This window comes from Micromonospora sp. NPDC049114 (assembly GCF_040648635.1).
Lineage (GTDB): Bacteria > Actinomycetota > Actinomycetes > Mycobacteriales > Micromonosporaceae > Micromonospora.
In genome coordinates, this window is record NZ_JBEZEA010000005.1 from 207,779 (window position 1) to 231,908 (window position 24,130).

The following is a 24,130-nucleotide window of genomic DNA, read 5'->3' on the forward strand; positions in this document are numbered from 1 at the left end:
TCAGCCGTCGCGCAGCAGCGGCAGCAGTTCCTCGCCCTGCCGCCTGATCTCCGATAGGTAGGGCGTGTCGGAGAGCACGAAGTGGGTGACGCCCAGCGCCTGGTACCGACGCAGCGACCTCGCCACGTCCTCGGCGGAGCCGACCAGCCAGGTGGTGCCCGCTCCGCCGCCGCCGTACCTGCCGGGAGCGGTGTAGAGGTTCTCGTCGAGCACGTCACCGCGGGCGGCGAGGTCGAGCAGCCGCTGCTGACCGACGGCGGTCTGCCTGTTGAAGTCCCGCGCGGCGAAGCCGTCGCCCGCTGCCATCCGCGCCACCTTGGCTTCGGCGTCGGCCCAGGCCTGTTCGGTCGTGTCCCGCACCACTGTGGTGATCCGCAGCCCGAACTCCAGCGGGGCGTGCTCGCGTCCCAGCTTCTCGCCGAGCAGTCGGAGGCGTTCGATCCGCTCGGCCACGCCGTCGAGCGGCTCGCCCCAGAAGAGTTGGACGTCGGCCTCGGTGGCGGCGACCTCCTCGGCGGCGGGGGAGGCGCCGCCGAAGTAGAGCCGGGGGTGCCGGCGATCGCCGCGCACGACCGGCCGCAGCGCCAGGGTGGAGTTGGTGACGCGGAAGTGCTCACCCTGATAGGTGACGTTCTCCTCGGTCCAGAGCCGGCGGACGAGCTGGATGAACTCCCGCGTGCGGGCGTAGCGGTGGGTCTGGTCGCCCTCGCCGTCGCCGTACGCCGCCAGGTTGTCCTTGCCGGAGACGATGTTGATCAGAACGCGGCCCCCGGTGAGGTGGTCGAGCGTCGCGGCGGCGGAGGCGAAGTTGGCGGGCCGCCAGTAGCCGGGCCGGATGGCGATCAACGGCTGGAACGTCGTCGTCCGGGCGGCCAGCGCGGTGGCGACGGTGAACGTGTCGGGTCGTCCCCAGCCGGTCCCGACGAGCGCGCCGTCCCACCCGTGGTCCTCGAGGGTGCGGGCGTGGCTGGTGAGGGTCTGCAGACTGTTGTGGTGCTCGACGACGTCGTCGCCCCGATGACCGGGCTCGACCTGATTCGGGATGTACCAGAGGAATCGAGGGCTCATCTGCGACGGCCTTTCCGAAGTCGTGGAGTCGGGCGTGGCCGGCGGGGCGGCGACGTGCCGCCCCGCCGGTGGGCAGGGTCAGGCGAACAGTCGGGCCGCGTTGCGGACGGTGTACGCGGCGACGTCCCGACCGAGCCGGACGCCGGCCTGGTCGGCCGTACGGGTGTGGATGCCCGACCACACGCGGGCGTCGACGTTCTCCTGGGTGGGCCGCCGCCAGTCGGTGTAGGTGCGGGTGACGCCCGGTTGGGTGGGGCTGGAGATGGTGTACGCCTCCCGCGCTCGTGCCCCGGTCAGGGCGGTGAGCACCCCTTCGGCGGCGCCGGCGTAGGTGTTGTGCCCGCTCGGGTAGTCCGGGTGCGCGGGGGTGTCGTGCAGCGGCGTCCAAGCGGGGTCACCGTCGGCCCGGATCGCGGTGACCGGCCGCCAGCGCAGGTAGGCGTACTTGGTGTCGGAGGTCGCGATCTGGGTGTCGACGAGGGCGACGTGGAAGACGGCCACCAGGCTCGCCCGCCCGGCTGTCGATGCGTTGGACTGGGCGAGCGCGGCGCGCAGGATGCCGGTGTAGAGGGTCAGCGAGGAGCCGAGCCAGAACGTCGCCGTGTCGGTCTGCTGCGCTGTGCGTACCGTGCTGCCGGCCGCGCCGTACGCCCGGACCTCGCCGAGGTCGGCGCGGTAGCGCGCCGATCCCACCTCCGGCGGCGGCGCGAGCCGGTACCGGTCCGCGCGGTCGAGCAGGAACGGCGTGGCGAACCGGGTACCGGCCTGCTGGGCGGCGGTGAAGCTCGGTGGGGTGGGCTGCCAGACTCCTGGCCCGGCCGCGGGAGCGGCGTACGGCGGGTTGACGGAGGCGGGATCGAGCCCGTCGCCGGTACGGTCGGCGACCAACGAGCGGGCTTCCCGCTGGCCGGCGGCGCGGCCGCGGTCCTTGGCGCGGCCGTCGGGGATCCGGTCGAGCGTGGCGCGCAACGCCGCGTCGAGCGCGGGCACGCCGTCCGGGATCAGGGCGCTCAGAGCGGTGTGCACGGCGGACGCGAGCGCGGCGTCCTGGTAGGCAGGCGAGGTGGGCCCGGTCCGGACCGCGCGGGCCGCGGCGAGCCAACTGATCGCCCAGGCGCGGTTGTTGGTCACCTGCGGTCGGGTGCCGGTCGCGACGGCTGTCGCGGTGACGTCGTACCACTGCAGGGCGGTGTCGATTCTGGCGGTGGCGGCGGTCGCCGGCGCGGCGAGGGAGATGCCGGCGGTCAGCGCGGCGGCGGCGATCCCGGCCGCGCCGGGGCGCCAGCCACGACGGGTGAGCAAGGCCATGGTGAGGGTTCTCCGTTCGGGGGTGCGGGGCGGGGTCGGAAGGGGCGGTCGCCTGGTCGGCATCTGTCCGCCGATCACCGGGTCACGGCGGCCGGTGGCGTCGACGGCCCGCCGCGACGGCGGTGGGCCGGGTCGGTCAGCGCGGGCGGCTGGTAGCCGGCGTCGGCCGGGTTGAGCGTGGTGCCGGGTGCGACGATGTCGTCGATGCGGTCCAGCACGTCCGCGGACAGCGTCACCTTGGTGGCGCTGAGCTGGGATTCCAGGTGCGCCAGGGTGCGCGGCCCGATGATCGCCGAGGTGACCGCCGGGTGCTCCAGGACGAACGCGATCGCCAGGTGGATCAGCGACAGTCCGGCCTCGTCGGCGAGGGCGGACAGCTTGTCGACGGCGGCCAGCTTGGCGGCGTTGGCCGGCAGTCGCGGATCGAAGCGGGCCGGGAGCCGGTCGGCCCGGCGGGAGATCGGGGCGTCGAGCCCGGCGTGGTAGCGACCGGAGAGCCAGCCACCGGCCAGCGGGCTCCACGGGATCACCGCCAGGCCGTAACGCTGGGCCACGGGCAGGACCTCGCGTTCCACGCCGCGAGCCAGGATGGAGTACGGGGGCTGTTCGCTGACCACCCGCTCCCGGCCGCGCCGCTGCGCGATCCACTGGCCCTCCACGATGGCCGAGGGCTCGAACGTCGAGGTGCCGAGGTAGCGGACCTTGCCCTGGCGCACGAGATCGGTGAGGGCGCCCAGGGTCTCGTCGAAGTCCGTGCCCGGCTCCGGCCGGTGCGCCTGGTACAGGTCGATCCAGTCGGTGCGGAGCCGGCGCAGGCTGTTGTCCACGGCGCGGATGATCCAGCGGCGGGAGTTGCCCCGGTGCCGCGGGTTGTCGCCGACCTGGCCGTGGAACTTGGTGGCGAGGAAGACGTCGTCGCGCCGTCCACCGGCGAGCGCCTTGCCCACGATCTCCTCCGACTCGCCGTCGGAGTAGACGTCCGCGGTGTCGATCGAGGTGATGCCCTCGTCGAGCGCCCGGTGGATGATCCGGATGCTGTCCTCGTGGTCCGGGTTGCCCCGTCGACCGAAGTTCATCGCGCCCAGCGTGAGCGCGCTGACCCGTACGCCGGTGTGCCCGAAGGGCCGGTGGTCCACCATCGATTGTCCTTCCCAGGAATTCAGCGGGCGGTGGCGGCGAGTTGCCGCGCGGACTGGTTGGCCGGGCGGGGCAGGCCGTAGTGGTCCCGCAGGGTCGTGCCGGTGTACTCGGTCCGGAACAGCCCTCGGCGTTGCAGAAGAGGCACGACGTGATCGACGAAGGCCTCCAGCCCGGCCGGCAGCACCGGCGGCATGATGTTGAAGCCGTCCGCCGCGCCGGCGCGGTACCACTGCTCGATGGCGTCGGCGACCTGCTCGGGAGTGCCGGCGAAGGTGCGGTGACCGCGCCCGCCGCCGAGCCGGCCGATCAACTGGCGTACGGTCAGCCGTTCCCGCCGGGCCAGCGTGACGATGAGCGTGTACCGGCTCTTGGCGCCCTCGATCTCGTCCTCGCTGGGCAAGTCGGCGGGGAGCTCCTTGTCCAGGTCGAGGTCCTCCGGCGCGACCCGCAGGGTGGTGGCCAGCTGCTGCCGGGCGTACTCGGGTTTGATCAGCCGGTCCAGCTCGTCCTCCAGCGCGCGGGCCTGCGCCTCGGTGGCCCCGATCGCCGGCACGATGCCGGGCAGGATCTTGACGGTCTGCGGGTCACGGCCCGCCTGGGCGGCGCGCTGCTTGAGGTCGCGGTAGAAGGTCTGCGCCTCGGCGAGGGTCTGCTGGGCGGTGAAGACGGCCTCGGCGTACCGGGCAGCCAACTCCTTGCCGTCCTCGGACGACCCGGCCTGCACCAGCAGCGGGTAGCCCTGCGGGGAGCGGGGGACGTTGAGCGCGCCGGCCACCCGGAAGTGCCGCCCCACATGGTCCGGCGGATAGAGCAGGTCGTCGTCGCCCCACCGCCCGGCCTCCTTGTCACCGAGCGGGGCGCGGTCGTCCCAGCTGTCCCAGAGCTTGCGCGACACCTCGATGAACTCGGCGGCCCGCTCGTACCGTTCGCGGTGGGCGGGCAGCCGGTCCAGGTTGAAGTTGCGGGCCGCCTGCTCCCCGGCCGTCGTGACGATGTTCCAGCCGGCCCGGCCGCCGCTGATGTGGTCCAGTGACGCGAACCGGCGGGCCAGGTTGAACGGCTCGTTGTACGTCGTCGAGGCGGTCGCGATCAGCCCGATGTGGCTTGTCGCGCCGGCCAGGGCGGTGAGCAGCACCGTCGGTTCGAGGGTGCCGCCCGGCCGCCGGCCGATGCTGTTCCACAGCACCGGGCTGTCGGCGAGGAAGAGCGAGTCGAGTTTGCCGCGCTCGGCGATCCGGGCCAGACGCGTGAAGTGCGCGACGTCGGTCTGCGCGAACGGGTCGCTCTGCGGCAGCCGCCAGGCGGCCTCGTGGTGGCCGACACCCATCAGGAACGCGTTGAGGTGCAGCATGGTCATCCTTCCGTCGGATCGACGCCGAGCGCCCGCAACAGGGACTCCCGGTAGGCGAGGAACTGCGGCTGCCGGTGCGAGCGCGGCGTCGGGAGGTCGATGGCGAGGTCGATCGCGATGCGGCCCGCGTCGAGCAGCAGCACCCGGTCGGCGAGCGTGACGGCCTCGTCGACGTCGTGCGTGACGAGCAGCACCGCCGGCCGGTGCCGGGTGCACAGCTCCCGCAGCAGGCCGTGCATGCGCAGCCGGGTCAGCGCGTCAAGCGCGCCGAACGGTTCGTCGGCCAGCAGCAGCTCCGGCTCGGACACCAGGGCCCGGGCCAGCGCCACCCGCTGCTGCTCGCCGCCGGAGAGCTCGTTGGGCCAGGCCCGCTCGCGGCCGGCGAGGCCGACCTCGGCGAGGGCCGCGCGGCCGCGTCCGGGTGCGTCCGGCCCGCGCAGGCCGAGGACGACGTTGTCCAGGACGCGCTGCCACGGCAGCAGCCGGGCGTCCTGGAAGACGACCGAGGAGTTCTCCGGTACGTCGACGACGCCGGCTCCCCTCTGGTCGCCGTCGAGGCCGGCGAGCGCCCGCAGCAGGGTGCTCTTGCCCGAGCCGCTGCGCCCCAGCAGCGCCACGAACTCCCCGGCGCCGATCTGGACGTCGAGGTCGTCCAGCACGGTCCGGTCGCCGAAGCCACGCGAGAGCCCCCGGACCCGTACGGGTCGGGTCCCGGTCAGCCCGCCAGCGTGCGTCGCCATGACAGCGTCCTCCTCTGCACGAGTCGGACGAGGCCGTCGGACAGGAGCCCGAGCAGCCCGTACAGGACGAGCCCGACGATGATCACGTCGGTCTGGCCGTACTGGCGAGCCAGGTCCATCATGTAGCCGATGCCGCTCGTCGAGTTGATCTGCTCGACGACCACGAGGGCCAGCCAGGCGCCCACGACCGCGAATCGCATGCCGAGCAGGAAGCCGGGGAGAGCGCCGGGCAGCACGATGCGGCGCAGGAAGACGGCCCGCGACAGCCGCAGCGAGTCGCCCAGTTCGACGTACCGGCTGTCGATGCTGCGCAGCCCGTTGTGCGTGTGGATGTAGACGGGCACCAGCACGCCCAGCGTGATGGTCGTGACCTTCATCTGCTCACCGATGCCGAGCCAGAGGATGAGCAGCGGGATCAGCGCGAGGGCCGGAATGGCCCGCTTGATCTGGATCGGCCCGTCGAGGATCGCCTCACCCCACCGGCTCAGGCCCGCGACGAGGGCCAGCAGCGTGCCGATCACGGTGCCGAAGGCCAGGCCCAGGCCGGCCCGCTGGGCCGAGACGGCGAGGTTGTCCTGAAGGCGGCCGTCCGCGATGAGGTCGCCGGCCGTCGTCAGCACGGTCCAGGGGGCCGAGACGGTACGAGGGTCGAGCCAACCGGTCGCCGAGCCCGCCGCCCACGCCGCCAGCAGCAGCAGCGGGCCGAGGGCCGGCCCGAACGGGATGGGCCGACCCGGCGCGAGCCGGCGCCTCGGCCTGCCCGCGGGCGCGGGCGCGGTGGCGCGGGGGCGGGTGAGGAGCGAGGCGGTCATCGGGCGCCCTCCGCGGCGAGCGCGTCCGCGGCGACGGACTCGTAGCGCCTGTCGTACAGGTCCTCGGCCCGCAGCGGCTTGTTGCCGGTCTCCTTCGCCAGCAGGTCGATGGTCTCCTGGTGCCGGGCGATCGCCTCGGTCCAGTTCGTCGGAATGTCGGCCACGCCGCCGTTCTCCACCAACCACCTGCCGTCTTCGGCGGTGAGGCCCTGGTCCTTGACGTAGTACCGCTCGATCCACTCGTCCGGGTTGGCCTCCCGCCACCGCCAGGCCCGCGCCCACGCCTTTACGTACTCCCGGATCGCGGCCGCCTTGGCCGGGTCGCCGAGCACGCTGACCGGCGCGTACAGGTGGCCGGGGTCGTCGCGCAGGCCGTGCGGGATCGTGGTGGCGCCGTCGCGGGCGTACTTCGACGCGTAGCGCCGGATCTGCACACCTCCGAGTGGTGCGATCTCGACCTGGCGGCTGGCGAGCGCCGTCGCGTACACGTCACCGGTGCTCGGCAGCTCGACGAGCTTGACGTCCCGCTTGCTCAGCCCGGCCTGGTGCAGGACCCGCAGCACCAGCGCGCCCTGCGCCTGCCCCGGGCTGTACGCGATCTTCCTGCCGCGGATGCCGGCGAGCGTGGTGACGGGGACCCCGGGGGCGACGCCGAGCTGGTAGATGGCGTGGTTCAGCGGATCCTTGCGGAACTTGGACGCGACGATCTTCGTGGGGATGCCGGTCCAGTGGGAGTGGATCGGAGGGATGTCGGCGACGGCCCCGACGTCCAGGGCCTTCGCCCGGAACGCCTCCAGGGTTTGCGGGCCGCCGCTGATGTTGGCGAACTCCACCCGGAACGTGAACTTCTCCACCTCGCCGGAGAATTCGAGTGCCTTCTGGTGCTCCTTGTCGCCCACGACGAGCTTCGTGCCCTTGGGCACGGACTCCGGCAGCGGCACGCCGGCGGCCAGCGCGGCAGTCGGCGTCTCGTCGCCGGCGCAGGCGGTCAGGCCCAGCGCGACCGCGCCGAGGGTGGCCGACAGGAACACACGGCGATCGACATGACGTGACGACTTCACTTAGGACTCCTTCGTGGACGGTTGCAGGGCGGCGTACCGCCCCATGTGGTAGATCAGCGGAGCGCCGTCGCCGTGGCGACTGGTCACCGGCTCGGCCAGCACGATCGCGTGGTCGCCGGCGAGCACCCGTTCGGTCACCCGACACAGCAGCCAGGCGACCGGCTCGTCCAGCAGTGGTACGCCGTACGGGCCGGGCCGCCAGCCGGGGTGCGCGGCGAAGCGGTCGATGCCGCTGGTGGCGAACGTCCGTGCGACCTCCCGCTGGTCGGTGCCGAGCAGGTGCACCGCGACGTGTTCGGCGCCCGCGACGGTCGGCCAACTCGACGACGACCGGGCCAGGCAGAACGACACAAGTGGCGGGCGCAGGGACACCGACGTGAAGGAGGTGGCGGTGAACCCGACCGGCGGATCCCCGGCGGCGGTGATCACCGTGACGGATGCGGCCTGCCGGCGCAGCAGGGCACGGAAGGTGTCCGGATCGATGGGGGCGACCGGTTCGGCGATGACGGTCATGACAGTCCTCCTGGGCGAGAACGACCAGGGCGCGCGCCGTCCCGGGGCAGGCGGGGACACGGCGCGGCGTCGAGCGGCCGTTGATGGGGTCGCGGACACGCTGCGGCTCGTCGTCGAGTCGACGGCGTGGCGACAGGGAGAAGTCAGGAACGCGTGGTCAGCGGCAGCAGCCGCGCGCGGTGGTCCAGCCACGGCAACATCCCCGGGACACCGCGACCGCGGTGCCGTCGAGGGGATTCAGCTGGCTGATCACGGCTTCCACGCTAACCAACTATTCCTACTGGGTAAATAGGGTTTCAGACCCTGGGACGATCGCGGGGGATCCGAGGCTGCCGATGACATGCGGCCCGGGCCGCGCCTGCGGTCAGCCGGCCGTCCAGGTGACGGTGCGCAGCCGGGCGCCGAGCAGCCGCCGCGCCCGGGCGGCCTGCCGCGCTGTCGCGTTGACCAGCACGGCCTGCTCCGCGCCGCCGAGAAGGGGCAGATCCGACAGGGAGTCGCTGTAGGCGACCCGCCAGGGCGGCGTGACCCCTGCGGCGGCGAGCCGGGCCACCTTGGTCGCCCCGTGGTTGTGCACGATCAGCTTCGGGCCGCGGATGTGTGAGGCCACGAGCTCGACCTCGGCGAGGCCGATCGCGTCGAGCAGGGCACGCGCCAGGGTGTGCTCGCAGGCGGTGACCACGATGACCCGGTCACCGGCGGCGAGGTGGGCACGGATCATCCGGACACCGGGCGCGATGACGCGCCCCGGCTCCGTACCGAGATCCGCGCCGAAACGCCCGAGCTGCGCCTGCAGGCGGTCGGCGTCTCGGCCCGCCAGGCCGATCCGGCTCATCCAGCGCGCCGCGCGTGGGCGCAAGGAGGGGACGGCGACGACGGGCGCGAGGAGGAGGAGCAGGACGACGGCGAGCGGCAGTCGAGCGCCCGCGAAGCCGACCCGCCGCATGAAGAGCCCGAAGGCGTCCCCGCGCAGCAGCACGCCGTCGAGATCGAAGATGACGGTGTCGTCGGAGGGCGCCATCATCGGTCCGCCGTCGCCCACTACTCGGGGGCTTGGTCGTGGTGCGGGCCGAGCTGGCTGATCTCGTACCCGTCGGGGTAGCTCCTGGCGCTGATCCCCTCGGCGAACAGCGGGGTCGTCCGTGGCGATCCGCACCACAGTTGCAGCCGTGAGCGCGTCTTCAGCGCCGCGTGCAGGCCGGCCCGGACCGGCCACGGCGGCGTGTCGACCCGCGTCGCGCGTCGTAGCGGCGCGTCGTACATGGCGGTGACCAGCGCGTTTCCCAGCGGCGCGAGCAGCCGGGGCAGCCGGGTGAGCATCAGCATGCGGGTGGCCCGCTCGATGGCCGCAGCCTCGTCGTTGGGTTGCAGGTGCGCCGCGTCGTGCGCGTCGAACCAGGTCTCGAACTCGGCGTACGACCCGGGGATGTCCGTGATGCCCATCCGCCGGCCCAGCTCCCGGTAGAACAGGTACGTCGCCTGCCGCTCGTGGCAGCAGGGCTGGCGCCAGCCGTACTCCTGCAACCACCGGGTGGGGATCACGACCAGGCAGCCGAGGACGTAGCGGAAGTCGTCGTTGCCGATGTCGTACGGGCGGTGGATCTGGTTGACGCGCCGCAGCGCGTCGCGGCCGCGGGGCTCGTCGAAGCCGTTGAGGACCATCTCGTACATGAGCAGGCCGGTGTCGTCGATGCGCTTCTGGGTGCGGTTGGTCAGTTCGCCGGTGGCGGTGTGCACGGCGGCGATGGCGGGGATGGAGAAGGACCTGTTGAAGGCGAGGTTGAGCCCGAGCTTCATGTCCCAGGGGAACTCGCGGCGCAGCATGCTCTGGTAGATGTCCAGGTAGTCGCGCTGCGGGTCCAGCATGCGGATCCGTGTGAGGTTGTCGTGGCGGCCCCTCATCGGCGGGCGCCTTGAGACATCGGCACGGAACGTGAGTGTACGCTCGCTCCAGTTCGGAGCAGTCGTTGAGCGCGGATCCGATCCGCTCACCGAGGACGGGGCAGGCATGGCGCACGGTGCCCGCGACGAGGTGCTCGGCCGCCTGGCCGAGGCAGTCGGGTCGGTCGCCGTCGCACACCCGACGCGCGTGGCCATCGACGGGCCGCCCGCGGCCGGCAAGACCACCCTCGCCGACGAGCTGGCCGTCGTCCTGCGCGCACAGGGCCGTGCCGTCATCCGCGCGACGATCGACGATTTCCTCTTCCCCCGGGCACAGCGCTATCCGCGCGGCGAGTACTCGGCCGAGGGCTGCTACCACGACACCCACGACCACAGGTCGCTGATCCGGGTTCTGCTGGATCCGCTCGGCCCGGACGGGGACCGACGCTTCCGACACGCGGTCTACGACCCCACCACGGACACCGTGCTGTCCCCGCCGGTCACTACCGCTCCGACCGACGCGGTGCTGCTCTTCGACGGCGTCTTTCTCATGCGCCCGGAGTTGATCGATCGGTGGGACCTGCGCGTCTTCGTGTCGATCGCGCTCGAGGCGACAGTGGAGCGTGCCGTGACCCGCGAGCGTCGACGGTCGTCCCGGGCCGACGTCGAACGGCGCTGGCGTGAGCGCTACATCCCCTCCCAGCAGTTCTACAACGCCACGGTCCGCCCGACCGAACACGTCGACATCATCGTGCGCAACGACGACCCCCGGCGGCCGGTCTGGGAGACGGGTCCGGACCGGCGCGCGGGGAACTCGGCTGCTCGGGGTGCGCCGGGCGCGGCTGGCCCGGCGACCTGAGCCGTTTCAGAAGCACGCCCGTCCGGCGTCGCCGGACGGGCGCGGTCGTCCCTCAGTACGGGTAGCCCGGGACGTTGAGCCGCACGCTGTAGAGGCCGGAGTCGCCCCACGGACCCGAGGTGATGTAGAGGGTCTGCCGGTCGGGCCCACCGAAGGCCACGTTTGTCGTACCGGAGAAGCCGGGGCGGATCGTGCCGAGCTGGGCACCCGTGGGGGAGTAGACGTGGACCAGGGAGTCCCCGCCCGAGGCCCAGTACACGTTGCCGGCGCAGTCGATCGTGACGCCGTCCGGACCGCCGATGTAGTTCACGAACACGCTGCGCGCGCCGGTGGTGCCGTCGGGCTGGACGGTGTACTTGTAGATCTTGTTCTCGGAGTAGGCGCCCACGTACAGCGTGGATCCGTCCGGTGCGAGCGCGATGCCGTTGGGCTGGCGCAACTGGTCGTCCACCAGCGACACCTGGCCGCCCGAGACGCGGAAGACGCTGGTGCGGCCGTACATCTGGTCCGGGCGGTTGCCACGCTGGAAGTTGGGGTCGGTGAAGTAGGTGACGCCGTCGGACCGGACCGCGACGTCGTTGGGCGAGTTGAACGCCCGGCCCTGGTAGTTCGCCGCGACGATGCTGCGGCTCCGGTCGCTCAACCGGTACGCGGACACGCTGCGCTGGTCGTGGGTGGCCGCGATGATCTGCTGGCCGTCGGCGCTGAGCGCCAGTCCGTTGCTGCCGGAGTTGGCGATGAACGTGTCGAAGGTCGACGGCGGCGTGAACCGGCGGATCGTGGACGGCTGGACGTTGTACGGCCCGGTGCCGGGGGCCATGTCGGAGAAGAGGAGGTAGCCGCCGTCGGCGACCCAGACGGGCCCTTCGAGGAAGTTGAAGCCACTCCTGATCTTCGTCGCCGTCAGGGAGTTGGACGGCAGCGGCGAGCCGTAGCTGGCCCCCGTCGGGCACGCGCCGGGCGGTGTGCCGGGCGGGCCGGCGAGCGCGGCGGCGGCCGTGGTGTGAGCGCTCACAGGAACGGCGGCGGCGGGCAGCGGCGCGGCGCTTGCCGCGAGGCAGAGACCGGCCAGTACGGCGATGGTGGGACGCCGGATCATCGGATGCTCCAATCGGCGTCGGCGGGGTCGCGGTGACCGGCCGCCGACGGTGTCGAGGTCGCGGGCGGACCGGCAGCCCGCCGGCCCGCCGATGGGCAGCTATTCCAGGTGGAAGGTGGCCGAGGCGCGCTCGGCGCTCGTACCGACCGCTTCCAGGTAGAGCAGGCCGTCGCGGTGGCGGACGTAGCGGCCCGGGTAGTTCTGTGACTCCAACGAGAGCCCGGCACTGTCGGCGAGGCCCGCTCGGCGTTGGAAGCTCGCGTCGTTGGCGAAGACCGACGAGCCGTCGTTGCGCGCGATGGACAGGGCGAAGCCGTAGTGACGCAGGTAGTAGCCCGGGAAGTTGGTCGACTCCAGCGACACCGATCCGCCGCCGGCGAGGCCGTTGACGATGCGGAACTGGCTGTCGGCGAGGTTCGTGACGTTCGGCTCGACCCGGGCCCGGTAGTCGTAGTGCCGGATGTAGCTGGTGGTCAGATCGTGCGACCGCAGCCGGACCGGGGTGGCCCCGTCGGGCACCGGGATGCCGAAGTTCGGGGTGCCGTCGGCGTTCCAATACACCTTCTGCACCCTGGTCCGTCGGTTCGGGTCGTTGAGCGGATCGCCGCTGATGTCCCGGTAGTTGCGGTCGTGATAGACCAGGATGTCGCTCTGCCCGTCCTCGGAGACGGTGAACGAGTTGTGGCCGGGGCCGTACTGGCCGGTGGCCGCGCTGCTGGTGAACACCGGGTTCGGGCTCTTGCTCCAGGCGGCGGCGTCGAGCAGGTTCGCGCTGGCGGAGGCGCTCAGCATCCCGAGGCAGTAGTTGGCGTCCGTGGCGCTGGCGGAGTAGGTCAGGAAGAGGCGGCCGTTGCGCTGGATCACGGCGGGCCCCTCGGCGACCCGGTAGCCGCGGGTCTCCCAGTCGTACGTCGGCACGACGAGTCGGGTCACGGTGCCGGTGATCTGCCACGGGTTGGCGCCCATCCGGGCGAGGTAGACGTTCGAGTTGGTGGAGATGCCCGGCTCCTGCTGCGCCCAGGTCAGGTACCGCACGCCGTTGGCAACGAAGGTCGAGGCGTCCAGGCTGAAGGTGTCCCAGGGTGTCGTGATCCGGCCGCGCTCGGTCCACGAACCGGTCAGCGGGTTGGCGTTGGCGTTCTCCAGCACGTACATCCGGATGCGCCACACGTCGTCGGTCCGGCCGGCGGCGAAGTAGACGTACCACCTGTTGTTGATGAAGTGGATCTCCGGCGCCCAGATGTGGGCGCCCATCTCTCCGCTGGTGTGCCGGTTCCAGATCGTCGTCTCCGCGGCCGTCGCCAAACCCTGCAGGGTGGTCGCGCGCCGCAGCACGATCCGGTCGTACTGGGGCACGGTGGCGGTCATGTAGTAGTAGCCGTCGGTGTGCCGGAAGATGTGCGGGTCGGCCCGCTGGTTGACCAGTGGGTTGGTGTAGGTCACGGCGGGTGCGGCGTGCGCCGGCCCGGCCATCGGCAGGCCGGCCGACAGGGCGAGCACCACCAGCAGGGCGGCCAGGACCGCTCGGGGGCGTCGGGCGCCACCGCGACCGGGACGCCCCGGGCCGGTGACTCGGCGGGCGGCGGCCTCGGCTCGGTGCAGTGGCAGCGGCATCTGACCTCCGTGACGTCTGTGCGCGAGAGCCGGACGGCCGCGACAGCGGCGATCGACCCACGCCCCCGCTGGGAAGCAGCGCCCGCGGGTCGGGAACATGACGAGGGCGTTGCGCCCGCGTAACGGCCCTAAGTGTTGGCGCTAACATCGACGAGTGTCAAGTTGTTCCGGACGCCGAGGGTGGCCGGTCCGCGGGGGCGTCGACAACAGGACGACCTCCAGGAGGCGGACCACGCTGACGAGTTGGTCCTGCCACTATGGACTCTCACGCCGCCGCACCAGAGAGTGGTGTGACCCCGGGGGAGGGAGCGCGCCGCGATGCGGTCCGAGGCTGGCGATCAAACCTGGTTGGCTGCGTCCGATGGCTGATGAGCGTCGGTTCCGGTCGCTGCAGGACGCGGCCCGATTCATGGAAACCGAGATCGACCGACCAGTGGCGGTGCGGGAAACCGATCTCGGCAGCGGCCTCATGTTGCGCACCAGCCCGTTGAGCTTCGCTGACGGTGGCTTTGCCAACGTCTACGACCTGAGTTGGACACCGAGTGCTACGACGGCAGCGGTGCGTTTCACGCCTCGCCCCACCACCGCCGTCGACGCGGCGCGGCACGCCCCGGCAACCTCCACCGCCGCCTTCTTCACCCTGCTCGACGAGGCGTCCGGCCTGCCCGTACAAACAAGCCTGAACCTCGCCGTCGAGCAGGGTCGAATCCTCAGCATGCCGGTGGTCGATCGCGAGGCCCTCATTTCTCGGGCTGGGGTGCTGTCAACGTGCAATCTCGCCGCCGCCGGCACGGTCATGATCAATGGGGCCGAGCTGACGTGGACCGGCAGCCTCACCGGGCGACAGGCCGAGTGCTATGCCTTCGGCAACGGCAACATGGTGATCACGCGCCGAAACGACCCGACGAAGGGCAGCGTGCGAGTCTTGGATGAGGCGTCACGCCTAACGCCCGCCCTGGGCCGTGCCGCCGACTGGGTCGATGTCGGATTCATCTCGACCGGTGGACGCGGATTTCGGTCCACGGGCGTGGCCGCGTCCGGCGCCTTGGACATCTTCGCCTACGACCTCGTGATGAGGTGTCCGACTCGGCACATCGACCTTCGCGGTGACAACCTGCTGGAAGTTCGCAGCATCGGCGAGCTGCACGCCGAGACGTTTCCTGACTCCGCCGCAACCGTGGGGCCATCATTGGACGTCGCCGACTTCGCAGCGCATCCCATCAACACGGACCGATCGCTCGATGTCGTACCGCCGTTCGCGCCCAGCCGGAGGGCCCGGATGGCGGTCTTCGAGGACCGCGTGGGCCGAACCCACCTACGGCTGTTCGACGGCCGTCCGGGCTCCCCTGTCTTCCAGGGCGCTACCCCGCAGGAAGCACGAGACTCCATCGCGGCTGACCCGGGCTTCCGCTGGGGCTGCTTCATCGACGGGGGCCAAACGGCCAAGATGTGGGCAGCCGTGGACGGGGAGCTCACCAGTTTTGGCAACCGGCACTACCTTCGCTGGCCGAAGGCCGCCGAGAGCGACTTTGTCTGGGTGCCCGACAGCGGCCGGCCCATCTCCAGCATCATCACCTTTCAGCCCCGCAGCGAGACGCAGCGGACCAACACGCCGGCAAGATTGGCTGCCCTCGCATTTCCGCCCCAGCGATCCACGCCACAGGCCACATCAGGGCGGGGCGGTGATATCCGATCGTCCAGGCCGGGGCACACCCAAGGTCCGGACCCTAACCTCGGCAGGCGCCGGTAGAGACCCGACATCAGCAGCCATTGGCCGATGACTCAGATCAGCGGCTGCTGATAGCTACGGGACAGTGACAGCAGGTCCGGCTCACCGAACTTCTTCACCAATGCCGCGAACCGGGCCACCTTGTCCTCACCGAACCGCCGCAGACCGGCAACGTAGGAGGCGCTGGTCACGAACGTGGGCGGCGTCGTCTTGCTGTGAAACTTGTCGGCGTACGTCACCAACTGCTCTTCCGCCGTATCGGCCAGGTAGTCACCCACCGGTAGCGGCAGGCGCTGCTGCAGCACGTCCTCACGGGTGAGCCCGACGCCGGTGTGGTGAGAGCAGAACCTGCCGATCAGTTCGGGAAGTCCGGCATCGCGCAGGAGCGCATGCCCCAGCACCCCATGACGGATGTAGTTCTCGTGATCGAGCTGCCCCGTCGCATCGTAGAGGCGGTAGACACCGATGTCGTGCAGCAGACTTCCCGCCCGCACCAGATCGACGTTCAGGGGCGAGGGGTGCCTTTCGAGGAGTTGCTCAGCCACGGCGCAAATGATCTGGCAGTGCGTGTAGACCAGATCGAAGGCTTCCTCGTTCGGCGCGTACCGCTCGTGCAGTGCCCGGATCTGCTGGTCTGTCGGCACCACCAGTGCGTGATCGACCGTCACGCGCCCACACCTGCATCACAGGGGCGCCACCAGTAGCCAGCAGCGCCGTTCGAGCCAAGATTGCGGTAGGCGCCGTCCTGATCATCCGAGCTCGCCTCCATCCGCGTGAGGTCAAGCCATCGCGCCTGGTGAAGCGTCCGCAGAAGAGACCCGGAAGTGTGCGGATCGATCCACCAGACCTGACCAGGCCCGGCCACGCGTGGCTGGTCTCGGTCCCCGAGCGGCCGGTAGAACGAGGTCACCAACACCAGGGGTACGACGCCGCCCCACACCTCAACGCGCGGCGCCGGCGCGTCCTGCCGCGCCAGCAGAACTTGCCGCTGCTCGTCCGTGCTCTGGTCGAAGAGTTCACCGGCATTGAGCAGCGTCTGCACCATAGTCCGGGCCCGGAGCGCCAGCGCGAGTCGCGCCTGCATCCGCGCGGGTCCAGGCGTGATGTCCCGGTATCCCTCAACGATCAGGCCAAGGGCTTCCTCCGCGTTGGAGGCGCATATCCTCCACCCGTCGTACAACACCTCGACCGGATACGAGGGATCGCCCGGCATCGAACTAACAACCCGTACGGCCACACGCTCTCCTGACAGCCATTGTTGACAGCACTGGCCGGCGTCCCACTCTAGCGATAGTCCGCAGCGCTGGCGGCCCCCGCGGGCCCGAGCCAGGACGGACCACCGTTCGCCCAGGTTGCGCGCCACAGTCGCGGCGTTCGCAGTTCGGTCACGGGCAACAACAGGGAAGGAGCCCTCCGCACCGGGCACAAGCCGGTTACGGCGCCGGAGCAGCCGGTCGGCACAGCATGGGAGCCTGCGCTCAGATGGCACGTTTCGCGGTCGCCGAACGGGTAATCAGGCGTGCCGGCGCGGCCGGCGGATGACCACTGTCACGGAGCAAGGGAGCGCGTGTCATGCCCGATCCGGAGCCCACCATCGTCCTCGTGCACGGCGCGTTCGCCGAGTCGGCGAGCTGGAACGGTGTGATCGAGCGGCTGGGCGCCGCGTACAACGTGGTGGCCGCCGCGAACCCGCTGCGCAGCGTCGCGGGCGACGCCGCGTACGTGCGGGACGTGGCACACGGGATCGGCGGTCCGGTAGTCCTCGTCGGCCACTCGTACGGCGGCATGGTGATCACGCAGGCCGCGGCGGGCGACACCTCGGTGCGGGCCCTCGTGTACGTCAACGCCTTCGCCCCGGACACCGGCGAATCGGCGCTGGCGCTGTCCGGGAAGTTCCCCGGCAGCACGCTCGCCGACACCCTGGTGCAGTACCCGCTGTCGACCGGCGGCAACGAGGTGGCGATCGGCCAGGACGCCTATCACGCGCAGTTCGCCGCGGACTCGTCGGACGACGTCGCCGCGCTGATGGCCCGTACCCAGCGCCCGATCACCGAGCAGGCCCTGAGCGACGGACTCACCGGCGAGCCCGCCTGGCGGTCCCTGCCCAGCTGGTTCGTGTTCGGCGACGCCGACATGAACATTCCGGCCGCCGTGCACCGGTTCATGGCCGAGCGGGCCGCCCCGCGCGGCCAGCGCGAGATCGTCGGTGGCTCGCACGCGATGGCGGTGGCCCGGCCGAGTGAGGTCGCCGAGTCGATCATCGAGGCGGTCCGGGCCACCTGAGGGGCCGGTACGACGCGACGGGTCACGTCGTAGCCTGGCGATCATGGGGGACTGGGCGATGCGGCAGGCGTCGGCGGCGGACGTCGAGGCCGTGGCCGAGCTGCGGTCCGTGGTGCTGCGGGCGGATCTGGAACGGCTCGGGCGCTACGACGAGCAGCGGGTGCGGCAACGCCTGCGGGACGGCTTCGCGCCCGCGCACACCTGGGTGATCGAGGTGGGCGGCGCCTTCGCCGGTTGCGTGTCGCTGCGCCCGGCCGACGACGTGCGCTGGCTGGAGCACTTCTACCTGGCTCCCCACGTGCAGGGCGGCGGCATCGGCGCGGCCGTGCTGCGCGGACTGCTCGAACGGTGTGACCGTGACGGCGTCCGGGTCCGGTTGAACGTGCTGCGGGGCAGCCCGGCCCGGCGGCTGTACGAGCGGCACGGATTCACCGTCGAGACCGAGGACCCGGTGGACGTGTTCATGGTGCGCGAGCCGACCCGCGCCCGCCGTGCCGACTGATCAACCGGTCGTCTCCCGGTAGGCCGCGGACGCCTGGCGGCGTCGCGGTGGCCGGGCGGCTATGGTGCCCGGGTGGTGATCGAGGGGTGGCACGGCTGGGTCGGCTCGTTCACCGGCGTGGTGCTCCTCACGGTGGCCGCACTGCCGTTGGCCGCGCTGGCGGCGTGGGCACTGGCCCGCCGTCGCCGTGCGAACGGCGCCCCGCGGGCGTGGCGAACGTCGTTGGCAGAGGTCGGCATCGTGTACGGGACGCTGCCATGGGTCTGGATGATCATGTTGCCGGGCTCCCGGGCGGGTGCTGTTCCCGGGCGGCTGAGCCTGGTGCCGCTCCGTGACCTGTTCACCATCTTCTCCGACGGAGGGCTGCTGACGCTGACGGGTCAGGTCGTCGGCAACCTGCTGGTGTTCGCGGCGTTGGGATTCTTCGCGCCGCTGCGGTTCGCGGCACTGGCGTCCGTACCACGGATCCTGGTGCTCGCCGCGGGCTGCTCGGTCCTGGTCGAGGCCGCGCAGTACGTCCTGCGGTTGGACCGGGTGACGTCCGTGGACGACGTCCTGCTCAACGCCGCCGGCGCTGGGCTGGCCGCGCTGGCGTCGCGCCGCTGGTGGCGCGGCAGGGCCGACACGGTGTCGGATCGGCCGCGATCGGTCACGGCATCGCCACGCTGACCCCGCGGTACCGGGCACCGGCCTCAGGACTCGGCGGTGGTTGAACCAGGCGCCGGCGCCGCATGATGTCCGGGGCGGTCGGTCTTCTCGCCGTGCACGGCCGCGTACTCGGTCGCGAGCCACGGCCCGAGGTCGTCGATGAGCTCGTGCAGGACGGCCGGGTCCGGCGACGGTGCGCGACCCACGAACGCAGCCCTGCGCATCTGCCCGGCACGTTCGGGATAGTAGGACCCGAACGCGGCGGCGGACTCCGTGAGGTCACTGGTCCAGCCGCCCCAGCGAGGCATGACCAGCGTGAATCCGGTCCGGACGACGCGACGGGCGACGAGCCGGCTCAGGACCTTGCGTTGGTCGTCGGTCTCCGCCTCGGCGGCCTGGCGGCGCCAGGGCGCCAGCGCGAGTGACAGGTCGCCGTTGGTCTCGCGGGCGAGCAACGGGGTGGGCCGGTAACGGGGGAGTTGGTCGGCGAGGTCGTCGCCCAGCAGGGGAGTGCACAGGCAGGCGACGAAGAAGCCGAGGTCGTGGCGTTCCAGTTCGCTGAGCAGGGTGCGTGTGCTGAACAGCAGGATGCCCGCGCCGTCGATCTGGGCGAAGGACTCGTCGAGGGCCTGCTCGATCCGCTCCGCATGCCGCCGGTCCGCGTCGGTCGGCTCCGCGTGCAGCGCGAGCAGCAGGTCGAGATCGGAGATCCCGGGTCTGGCGGTGCCGCGCGGGATGCTGCCGTAGAGGTAGGCGCTGTGCAGTCGACCGTCGCCGAAGGAGTCGACGATCCGCGCGCGTGCCGCAGCGACGACGTCGACGAACGCCGCCGGGACCTGCCCCAGCGAGCCCTCGCGCGCGATGGTTCCGTCGATGTCCAGGCCCCGTGCGGTCACCGGAGCACTCTGCCGGAGCCGGCCGCCTGAACCAAGCGCATTACCGCTTCACGAACCGCTGCCGCCGATCGTCTCCCGGTACGCCGCGGCGATCCCGGCCAGGCCGCGGCCCAGCTCGGGGCCGCGTACGCCGGCGTAGCCGACGACCAGCGCCGGCGGCCGGACGTCCGTGCGGAGGGCGTAGAAGCGGCCGCCGCGCACCAGCACCGACCGACGGCGGGCCGCCTGCACCAACGCCTCCTCGGCGCACCGCGCCGGCAGCACCAGGTACGCCTGGAGCCCGCCGTTCGGACCGAGGACCGTGACGTCGGGCAGGTGGCGGGAGACGAACTGCTGGACCGTCTGACGGCGTTTCCGCACGTCGGCGCCGAGTCGGCGCAGATGCCTGTCGAACGCGCCGGTGTCGATCAGCCGGGCGAGGGCGAGTTGCTCCAGCCCGGAGCAGCCGATGTCCCAGCCGGCGCGGATCCGCTCGACGCGTGTGGTCAGGTCGGGCGGGGTGGCCAGCCAGCCGAGGCGCAGTGCCGGGGCGAGGACCTTGCTGGCGCTGCCGGCGTAGATCACCCGGTCCGGTGCCAGGCTCTGCAGCGCCGGCATCCGCTGCGCCGGGGCGACCAGGGCGGCGTCGAAGTCGTCCTCGATGAGGTAGCCGTCCACCTCCTGCGCCCAGGCGACCAGGTGCGCCCGGCGTTGCGCGCTGAGCGTGGCCCCGGTCGGGAACTGGCTGGCCGGGGTGACGAGCGCGGCGCGGACCCCGCTCGCGGCCAGCGCGTCGACCCGGATGCCGTCGCCGTCCACCGGGATGCCCACCGGACACAGTCCGGCCTCGGCGATGAACTCCCACTCGCCCGGGTGCCCGGGATCCTCCACCCCGATGGTGTCGTGTCCCCGGTCGCGCAGCTCGCGGCAGAGCAGCGCGAGGCCCTGCGCGAAGCCTGAGGTGATCATGAGGTGTTCCGGTCGGGTGCGGACGCCGCGTACCCGGCCCAGGTAGCCGGCGAGGGTGTGCCGGACGACGGGCAGGCCGGACGGTGGGGCGTACCCCAGCTCGCGGCGGCCGGCCGAGGTGATAACCGCGCTGACCGCCCGGATCCAGTCCTGGCGGGGGAAGGTGGAGTCGTGCAGCCCGCCGGTGCGCAGGTCGTGGACCGCCGCCGCGGGCGCGCGGTCGTCCGGGGTGAGCGCCGAGCCGACGTCGGCACGTGCCGCCGCCACGGACGTGCCCGAGCCGTGCTGGGAGACGAGGTACCCCTCGGCGCAGAGCTGTTCGTACGCCTCGACGACCACACTGCGGGACACCCCGAGATCGGCGGCGAGTTGCCGGCTCGACGGCACGCGCGTGCCGGGACGCAGTGTGCCCTCCTCGATCTGCGTACGAAATGCGTTACGGAGCTGCACCGCCAGCGTTTCACGTGATTGGGCGTCTATTGACAGGCTTAGATTCAGTGACAAGTGGTCCGCTCCGAGATCGCCGAAGTGGTATGGACAGCGTGATCCGTGCCTGTGGAAAGTGTTGGCCGGGCGCGCAACCGCTCACTGACCGGCGAATCAGGGCGTACGTTCCGAGAATGTCCAATGCGGACGCCTTCGTCGCCGGTGTCGGAGTGGTCGTGCGAGTCCTTTCGTCTGGGGGGAAGGGTCCGACCTGCCGTGTCATCGGCGGGGTCAGCGCCAACGGTGGCGCGGAAATCGGGCTGTTCAGAGGGGGTTCCGCAAGTGTCCCTATTGTCAACCGAACTCGCCACGTGGCCCATCCGGTCGCATTCGATGGCGGTGGCGCATACACCATTGACCAACTCAATTCCCGTAGAGGTGACATCTGTCACACTGCCGTCGATCGATCCATTGTCGCTCTATACGGCACTCGCGGAAAGTTGCGCTGACAACGATCTGTATCTCTTCGAAAGCCTGGACGGTCCGGCGCAGGACCGGTGTGCGGCGGCCGTCGGCTGGGGCCTTCTCGCCGAGGTGCGGTTCATCGCCGACCGGCTGGAGGTGACCGCCGAGGGTGCGCTCGGCGACGCCCTGGCCGCCGTGCTGACCGCCGTGCTGGGCGAGCCGGTCCGGCGCCGCGCCGCCCAGCGGATCTGGCCGGTCGCCGGGCCGAGCGAGGTGTGGGCCGCCGTCCGGGCCGTGCAGCGGGCGTTCGCGGTCCGCACCACAGTCCCCGCCGACAGCTTCGCCTTCGGTTTCCTCACCACCCTGGCGTACGAGGCCGCGCGGGACATGGACGAGCTCTCCGTCGACCGGGTCGTCGACGACATCCCACGCTGCACACTCGCGCTGTTCCGGCACACCGTCTGGTGGGACCTGCGCGCCGGCACGGTGCGCCAGCTCTCCGCCTCCGGCCCGCACCTGCCGCGGGACGACGCCGCCGCCCGGCTGCCGGACCTTCCCGGCCCGGCCGACGGCCACCTGGACGTGCCGGCCGCCCCGCCGCCGAGCCTGGTGCGGGACACCGTCGACGAGGAGACGTTCGCCGCCCGGGTGAAGCAGTGCCTGCGCCACATCGAGGTGGGGGACAGCTACCAGATCCAGATCGGCCACCGCATCGACGTGGAGACCACGCTCACGCCGCTGGAGGTCTACCGACGGCTGCGCCACCGCAACCCGTCGCCGTACATGTACCTGACCCCGTGGGCCGGCCAGACCGTCATCGGCGCGAGCCCGGAGCTGTTCCTGCGCATCGAACAGGGCCGGCTGTCGATGCGCCCGATCGCCGGCACCGCGCCCCGGGCCACCGACCCCCAGGCCGACCGCCGACGGGTGGCCGAACTGGCGGCCAGCGAGAAGGAACGGGCCGAGCACGTCATGCTTGTCGACCTGTGCCGCAACGACATCGGCCGGGTCTGTGTGCCCGGCACGCTCAGCGTCGACTCCATGTTCGACGTCGAGCCGTTCGCGTACGTGCACCACCTGGTCTCCACCGTCTCCGGCCAGCTCGCCGACGACGCCGACGTGTGGGCGGCGATCTGCGCCACCTTTCCGGCGGGCACCATGACCGGTGCGCCGAAGCTGCGGGCGATGGAGATCATCGACGGCCTGGAGGACGAGCCCCGGGGCGTCTACGCGGGCGCCGTCGGCCTGGTGGACGTCCGCGGGTACGCCGTGCTCGCGCTCTGCATCCGCACCGCAGTGCACGACGGCCGGCGCTACCGCACCCAGGCGTCCGCAGGAGTGGTGGCCGACTCCACGCCCGGCGACGAGTGGCGGGAGACGCTGGCCAAGATGAACGCCACCTTCTGGGCCCTGACCGGTGCGGAGCTGCTGTCGTGAAGGTCCTGCTCGTCGACGCGTACGACAGTTTCACCCACATCATCGACCAGTACCTGCGGACGCTCGGCGCGCGGACCGTCGTGGTCCGCTCCCGGACGCGGACCAGCGACCAGCTCGCGGCCCTGCGACCGGACGCGGTGGTGCTCGGCCCCGGCCCGGGTCATCCCGCCGAGTCCGGGCACGTGGAGCTGGTGCACGCCTTCGCCGGCCAGGTCCCGTTGCTCGGCGTCTGCCTCGGACATCAGGCGATCGGCCTCGCGTACGGGGGGACCGTCGCGGTCGCCCGGCACCTGATGCACGGCAAGACCAGCGTCGTCACGCACGACGGTCGAGGGGTCTTCGACGGCGCACCCGCCCCGCTCACCGTGACCCGCTACCACTCGCTCATCGTCGCGGACCCGGCGCCACTGGCCCTGCACGTCACCGCGCGGTCGTCCGACGACGGCTACGTGATGGGGGTACGACACCGGGCCCTGGCGGTCGAGGGGGTGCAGTTCCACCCGGAGAGCGTGCTCACCGAGGACGGGCTGCGCCTGTTCGACAACTTCCTGCGCAGCGCGTCGCCGGCGCTGACGGCGGGACCGTCATGACCGACCGGTCGGCACCCCTCGCCGTGGTCACCGGGGCGGCCGGCGGCATCGGCCGGGCCGTGACGGCGGCCCTGACCGCATCCGGGCACCGCGTGCTCGGCGTCGACGTCGACCCGGGCGGCGACCCGGCGGCGTACGCCTCGCTGGTCGCCGACGTGGCAGTGCCCGAACAGGTCGAGCGGCTCTTCGCGGACATCCGCGAGCGGTACGGCCTGCCCGAGGTGCTGGTGAACAACGCCGGGGTCTACCACGCCCGCGACTTTCTCGACTACGACCCGAAGACGTACGCGCAGGTGTTCGACGTCAACGTGGGTGCCGCGTTCTTCTGCACGCAGGCGTTCGCCCGCGCCCTGATCAGCGCGGGTCGGCCGGGCACGGTGGTCAACGTCGCCTCGATCAGCGGGCAGTCCGGCAGCCCGGACGCCGCGTACGGGGCGTCGAAGGGCGCCTGCATCGCGCTCACCCACAGCCTCGGCCGGTCGCTCGCCGAGCACCGCATCCGGGTCAACGCGGTGGCTCCCGGCCTGGTCGAGACCCCGATGGCCGCCCGGATTCCGGCGCAGCGTCGGGACGACTACCGGGCCCGGATCCCCGTCGGCCGGTTCGGCACACCGGCCGAGATCGCCGCGGCCGTCGCCTGGCTCGCCGACCCGGCCAGCAGCTACGTCACCGCCACGGTGGTGGACGTCAACGGCGGCCTGCACTGAGTCGCGTCACCGCCCGAGCGCCGATCGCACCGCAGCCGGCGCACCCCTGGAGA

24 protein-coding genes are annotated in these 24,130 nt (G+C 71.6%); 8 read left to right on the forward strand and 16 right to left on the reverse strand.

Going from position 1 to position 24,130, the window contains the following annotated elements; genetic code table 11:
* The 10 genes from AB0B39_RS17780 to AB0B39_RS17825 form a co-directional block, all read right to left on the reverse strand.
* Window positions 1-1,068 carry an LLM class flavin-dependent oxidoreductase gene (locus AB0B39_RS17780; protein ID WP_357489534.1) on the reverse strand — a complete coding sequence of 356 codons (1,068 nt, stop codon included), beginning with the start codon at window positions 1,066-1,068 and terminating at the stop codon, window positions 1-3.
* Between the two features lie 78 nt (window positions 1,069-1,146).
* Entirely contained in the window at window positions 1,147-2,376 is a 1,230-nt protein-coding gene (locus tag AB0B39_RS17785; RefSeq protein ID WP_357574826.1) for a vanadium-dependent haloperoxidase, read from the reverse strand.
* 74 nt (window positions 2,377-2,450) lie between these two features.
* Window positions 2,451-3,512, reverse strand: a complete 1,062-nt coding sequence (locus tag AB0B39_RS17790; RefSeq protein WP_357490583.1) for an aldo/keto reductase — start codon at window positions 3,510-3,512, stop codon at window positions 2,451-2,453.
* A gap of 23 nt (window positions 3,513-3,535) precedes the next feature.
* Complete coding sequence (locus AB0B39_RS17795) at window positions 3,536-4,873, reverse strand: LLM class flavin-dependent oxidoreductase (RefSeq protein WP_357574827.1); 1,338 nt, start codon at window positions 4,871-4,873, stop codon at window positions 3,536-3,538.
* On the reverse strand, window positions 4,870-5,607 hold the full coding sequence (locus AB0B39_RS17800) for an ABC transporter ATP-binding protein (RefSeq protein ID WP_357489540.1): 738 nt from the start codon (window positions 5,605-5,607) through the stop codon (window positions 4,870-4,872). Before AB0B39_RS17800 ends, AB0B39_RS17795 begins: the two co-directional genes overlap by 4 nt.
* Entirely contained in the window at window positions 5,583-6,419 is an 837-nt protein-coding gene (locus AB0B39_RS17805) for an ABC transporter permease subunit (RefSeq protein ID WP_357489542.1), read from the reverse strand. Before AB0B39_RS17805 ends, AB0B39_RS17800 begins: the two co-directional genes overlap by 25 nt.
* Complete coding sequence (locus AB0B39_RS17810; protein ID WP_357489544.1) at window positions 6,416-7,480, reverse strand: ABC transporter substrate-binding protein; 1,065 nt, start codon at window positions 7,478-7,480, stop codon at window positions 6,416-6,418. Before AB0B39_RS17810 ends, AB0B39_RS17805 begins: the two co-directional genes overlap by 4 nt.
* Entirely contained in the window at window positions 7,481-7,993 is a 513-nt protein-coding gene (locus AB0B39_RS17815; RefSeq protein WP_357489546.1) for a flavin reductase family protein, read from the reverse strand. It lies immediately after the preceding gene.
* 364 nt (window positions 7,994-8,357) lie between these two features.
* Window positions 8,358-9,014, reverse strand: coding sequence for a haloacid dehalogenase-like hydrolase (locus AB0B39_RS17820; RefSeq protein ID WP_357574828.1), 657 nt, complete (start codon window positions 9,012-9,014; stop codon window positions 8,358-8,360).
* Window positions 9,015-9,034: 20 nt separating this feature from the next.
* Window positions 9,035-9,895, reverse strand: a complete 861-nt coding sequence (locus AB0B39_RS17825; RefSeq protein ID WP_357489550.1) for an oxygenase MpaB family protein — start codon at window positions 9,893-9,895, stop codon at window positions 9,035-9,037.
* A gap of 106 nt (window positions 9,896-10,001) precedes the next feature.
* Between AB0B39_RS17825 and AB0B39_RS17830 the strand changes: the two genes are divergently transcribed.
* The gene (locus AB0B39_RS17830) at window positions 10,002-10,733 is read left to right on the forward strand and encodes a uridylate kinase (RefSeq protein WP_357574829.1); all 732 of its coding nucleotides are present in this window, start codon (window positions 10,002-10,004) and stop codon (window positions 10,731-10,733) included.
* Window positions 10,734-10,785: 52 nt separating this feature from the next.
* On the opposite strand, the gene AB0B39_RS17835 is transcribed toward AB0B39_RS17830, so the two are convergent.
* Window positions 10,786-11,832: an SMP-30/gluconolactonase/LRE family protein gene (locus AB0B39_RS17835; protein WP_357574830.1), complete on the reverse strand. Its 1,047-nt coding sequence runs from the start codon at window positions 11,830-11,832 to the stop codon at window positions 10,786-10,788.
* 99 nt (window positions 11,833-11,931) lie between these two features.
* Window positions 11,932-13,446 (reverse strand): family 43 glycosylhydrolase, encoded by a 1,515-nt coding sequence (locus AB0B39_RS17840; RefSeq protein WP_357574831.1) that lies wholly within the window; start codon window positions 13,444-13,446, stop codon window positions 11,932-11,934.
* Between the two features lie 361 nt (window positions 13,447-13,807).
* Between AB0B39_RS17840 and AB0B39_RS17845 the strand changes: the two genes are divergently transcribed.
* Complete coding sequence (locus AB0B39_RS17845; protein WP_357574832.1) at window positions 13,808-15,196, forward strand: hypothetical protein; 1,389 nt, start codon at window positions 13,808-13,810, stop codon at window positions 15,194-15,196.
* 32 nt (window positions 15,197-15,228) lie between these two features.
* Here AB0B39_RS17845 and AB0B39_RS17850 read toward each other — a convergent pair whose 3' ends face one another.
* Both AB0B39_RS17850 and AB0B39_RS17855 read right to left on the reverse strand, forming a co-directional pair.
* On the reverse strand, window positions 15,229-15,843 hold the full coding sequence (locus AB0B39_RS17850) for an HD domain-containing protein (RefSeq protein WP_357574833.1): 615 nt from the start codon (window positions 15,841-15,843) through the stop codon (window positions 15,229-15,231).
* On the reverse strand, window positions 15,840-16,412 hold the full coding sequence (locus tag AB0B39_RS17855; protein WP_357489562.1) for a hypothetical protein: 573 nt from the start codon (window positions 16,410-16,412) through the stop codon (window positions 15,840-15,842). Before AB0B39_RS17855 ends, AB0B39_RS17850 begins: the two co-directional genes overlap by 4 nt.
* Window positions 16,413-16,747: 335 nt before the next feature.
* On the opposite strand from AB0B39_RS17855, the gene AB0B39_RS17860 reads away from it, so the two are divergent.
* From AB0B39_RS17860 to AB0B39_RS17870, 3 genes are all read left to right on the forward strand, one after another.
* A complete protein-coding gene (locus AB0B39_RS17860) occupies window positions 16,748-17,458 on the forward strand; it encodes an alpha/beta hydrolase (protein WP_234581777.1) in 711 nt (236 codons plus the stop codon).
* A 43-nt stretch (window positions 17,459-17,501) separates the two neighbouring features.
* A complete protein-coding gene (locus AB0B39_RS17865) occupies window positions 17,502-17,960 on the forward strand; it encodes a GNAT family N-acetyltransferase (RefSeq protein WP_357489564.1) in 459 nt (152 codons plus the stop codon).
* 72 nt (window positions 17,961-18,032) lie between these two features.
* Window positions 18,033-18,629 carry a VanZ family protein gene (locus AB0B39_RS17870; protein ID WP_357574834.1) on the forward strand — a complete coding sequence of 199 codons (597 nt, stop codon included), beginning with the start codon at window positions 18,033-18,035 and terminating at the stop codon, window positions 18,627-18,629.
* Between the two features lie 23 nt (window positions 18,630-18,652).
* On the opposite strand, the gene AB0B39_RS17875 is transcribed toward AB0B39_RS17870, so the two are convergent.
* Both AB0B39_RS17875 and AB0B39_RS17880 read right to left on the reverse strand, forming a co-directional pair.
* Window positions 18,653-19,504: a nucleotidyltransferase domain-containing protein gene (locus AB0B39_RS17875; RefSeq protein ID WP_357574835.1), complete on the reverse strand. Its 852-nt coding sequence runs from the start codon at window positions 19,502-19,504 to the stop codon at window positions 18,653-18,655.
* Window positions 19,505-19,552: 48 nt separating this feature from the next.
* Window positions 19,553-20,902: a PLP-dependent aminotransferase family protein gene (locus AB0B39_RS17880; RefSeq protein ID WP_357489570.1), complete on the reverse strand. Its 1,350-nt coding sequence runs from the start codon at window positions 20,900-20,902 to the stop codon at window positions 19,553-19,555.
* Window positions 20,903-21,316: 414 nt separating this feature from the next.
* Between AB0B39_RS17880 and AB0B39_RS17885 the strand changes: the two genes are divergently transcribed.
* From AB0B39_RS17885 to AB0B39_RS17895, 3 genes are read left to right on the forward strand one after another with little or no spacing between them, the layout of a single operon-like run.
* Window positions 21,317-22,780 carry an anthranilate synthase component I family protein gene (locus AB0B39_RS17885; protein WP_357574836.1) on the forward strand — a complete coding sequence of 488 codons (1,464 nt, stop codon included), beginning with the start codon at window positions 21,317-21,319 and terminating at the stop codon, window positions 22,778-22,780.
* Window positions 22,777-23,370, forward strand: coding sequence for an aminodeoxychorismate/anthranilate synthase component II (locus AB0B39_RS17890; RefSeq protein ID WP_357574837.1), 594 nt, complete (start codon window positions 22,777-22,779; stop codon window positions 23,368-23,370). Before AB0B39_RS17885 ends, AB0B39_RS17890 begins: the two co-directional genes overlap by 4 nt.
* Window positions 23,367-24,077, forward strand: coding sequence for an SDR family oxidoreductase (locus AB0B39_RS17895; RefSeq protein ID WP_357574838.1), 711 nt, complete (start codon window positions 23,367-23,369; stop codon window positions 24,075-24,077). Before AB0B39_RS17890 ends, AB0B39_RS17895 begins: the two co-directional genes overlap by 4 nt.
* The last annotated feature ends 53 nt before the right edge of the window (window positions 24,078-24,130 follow it).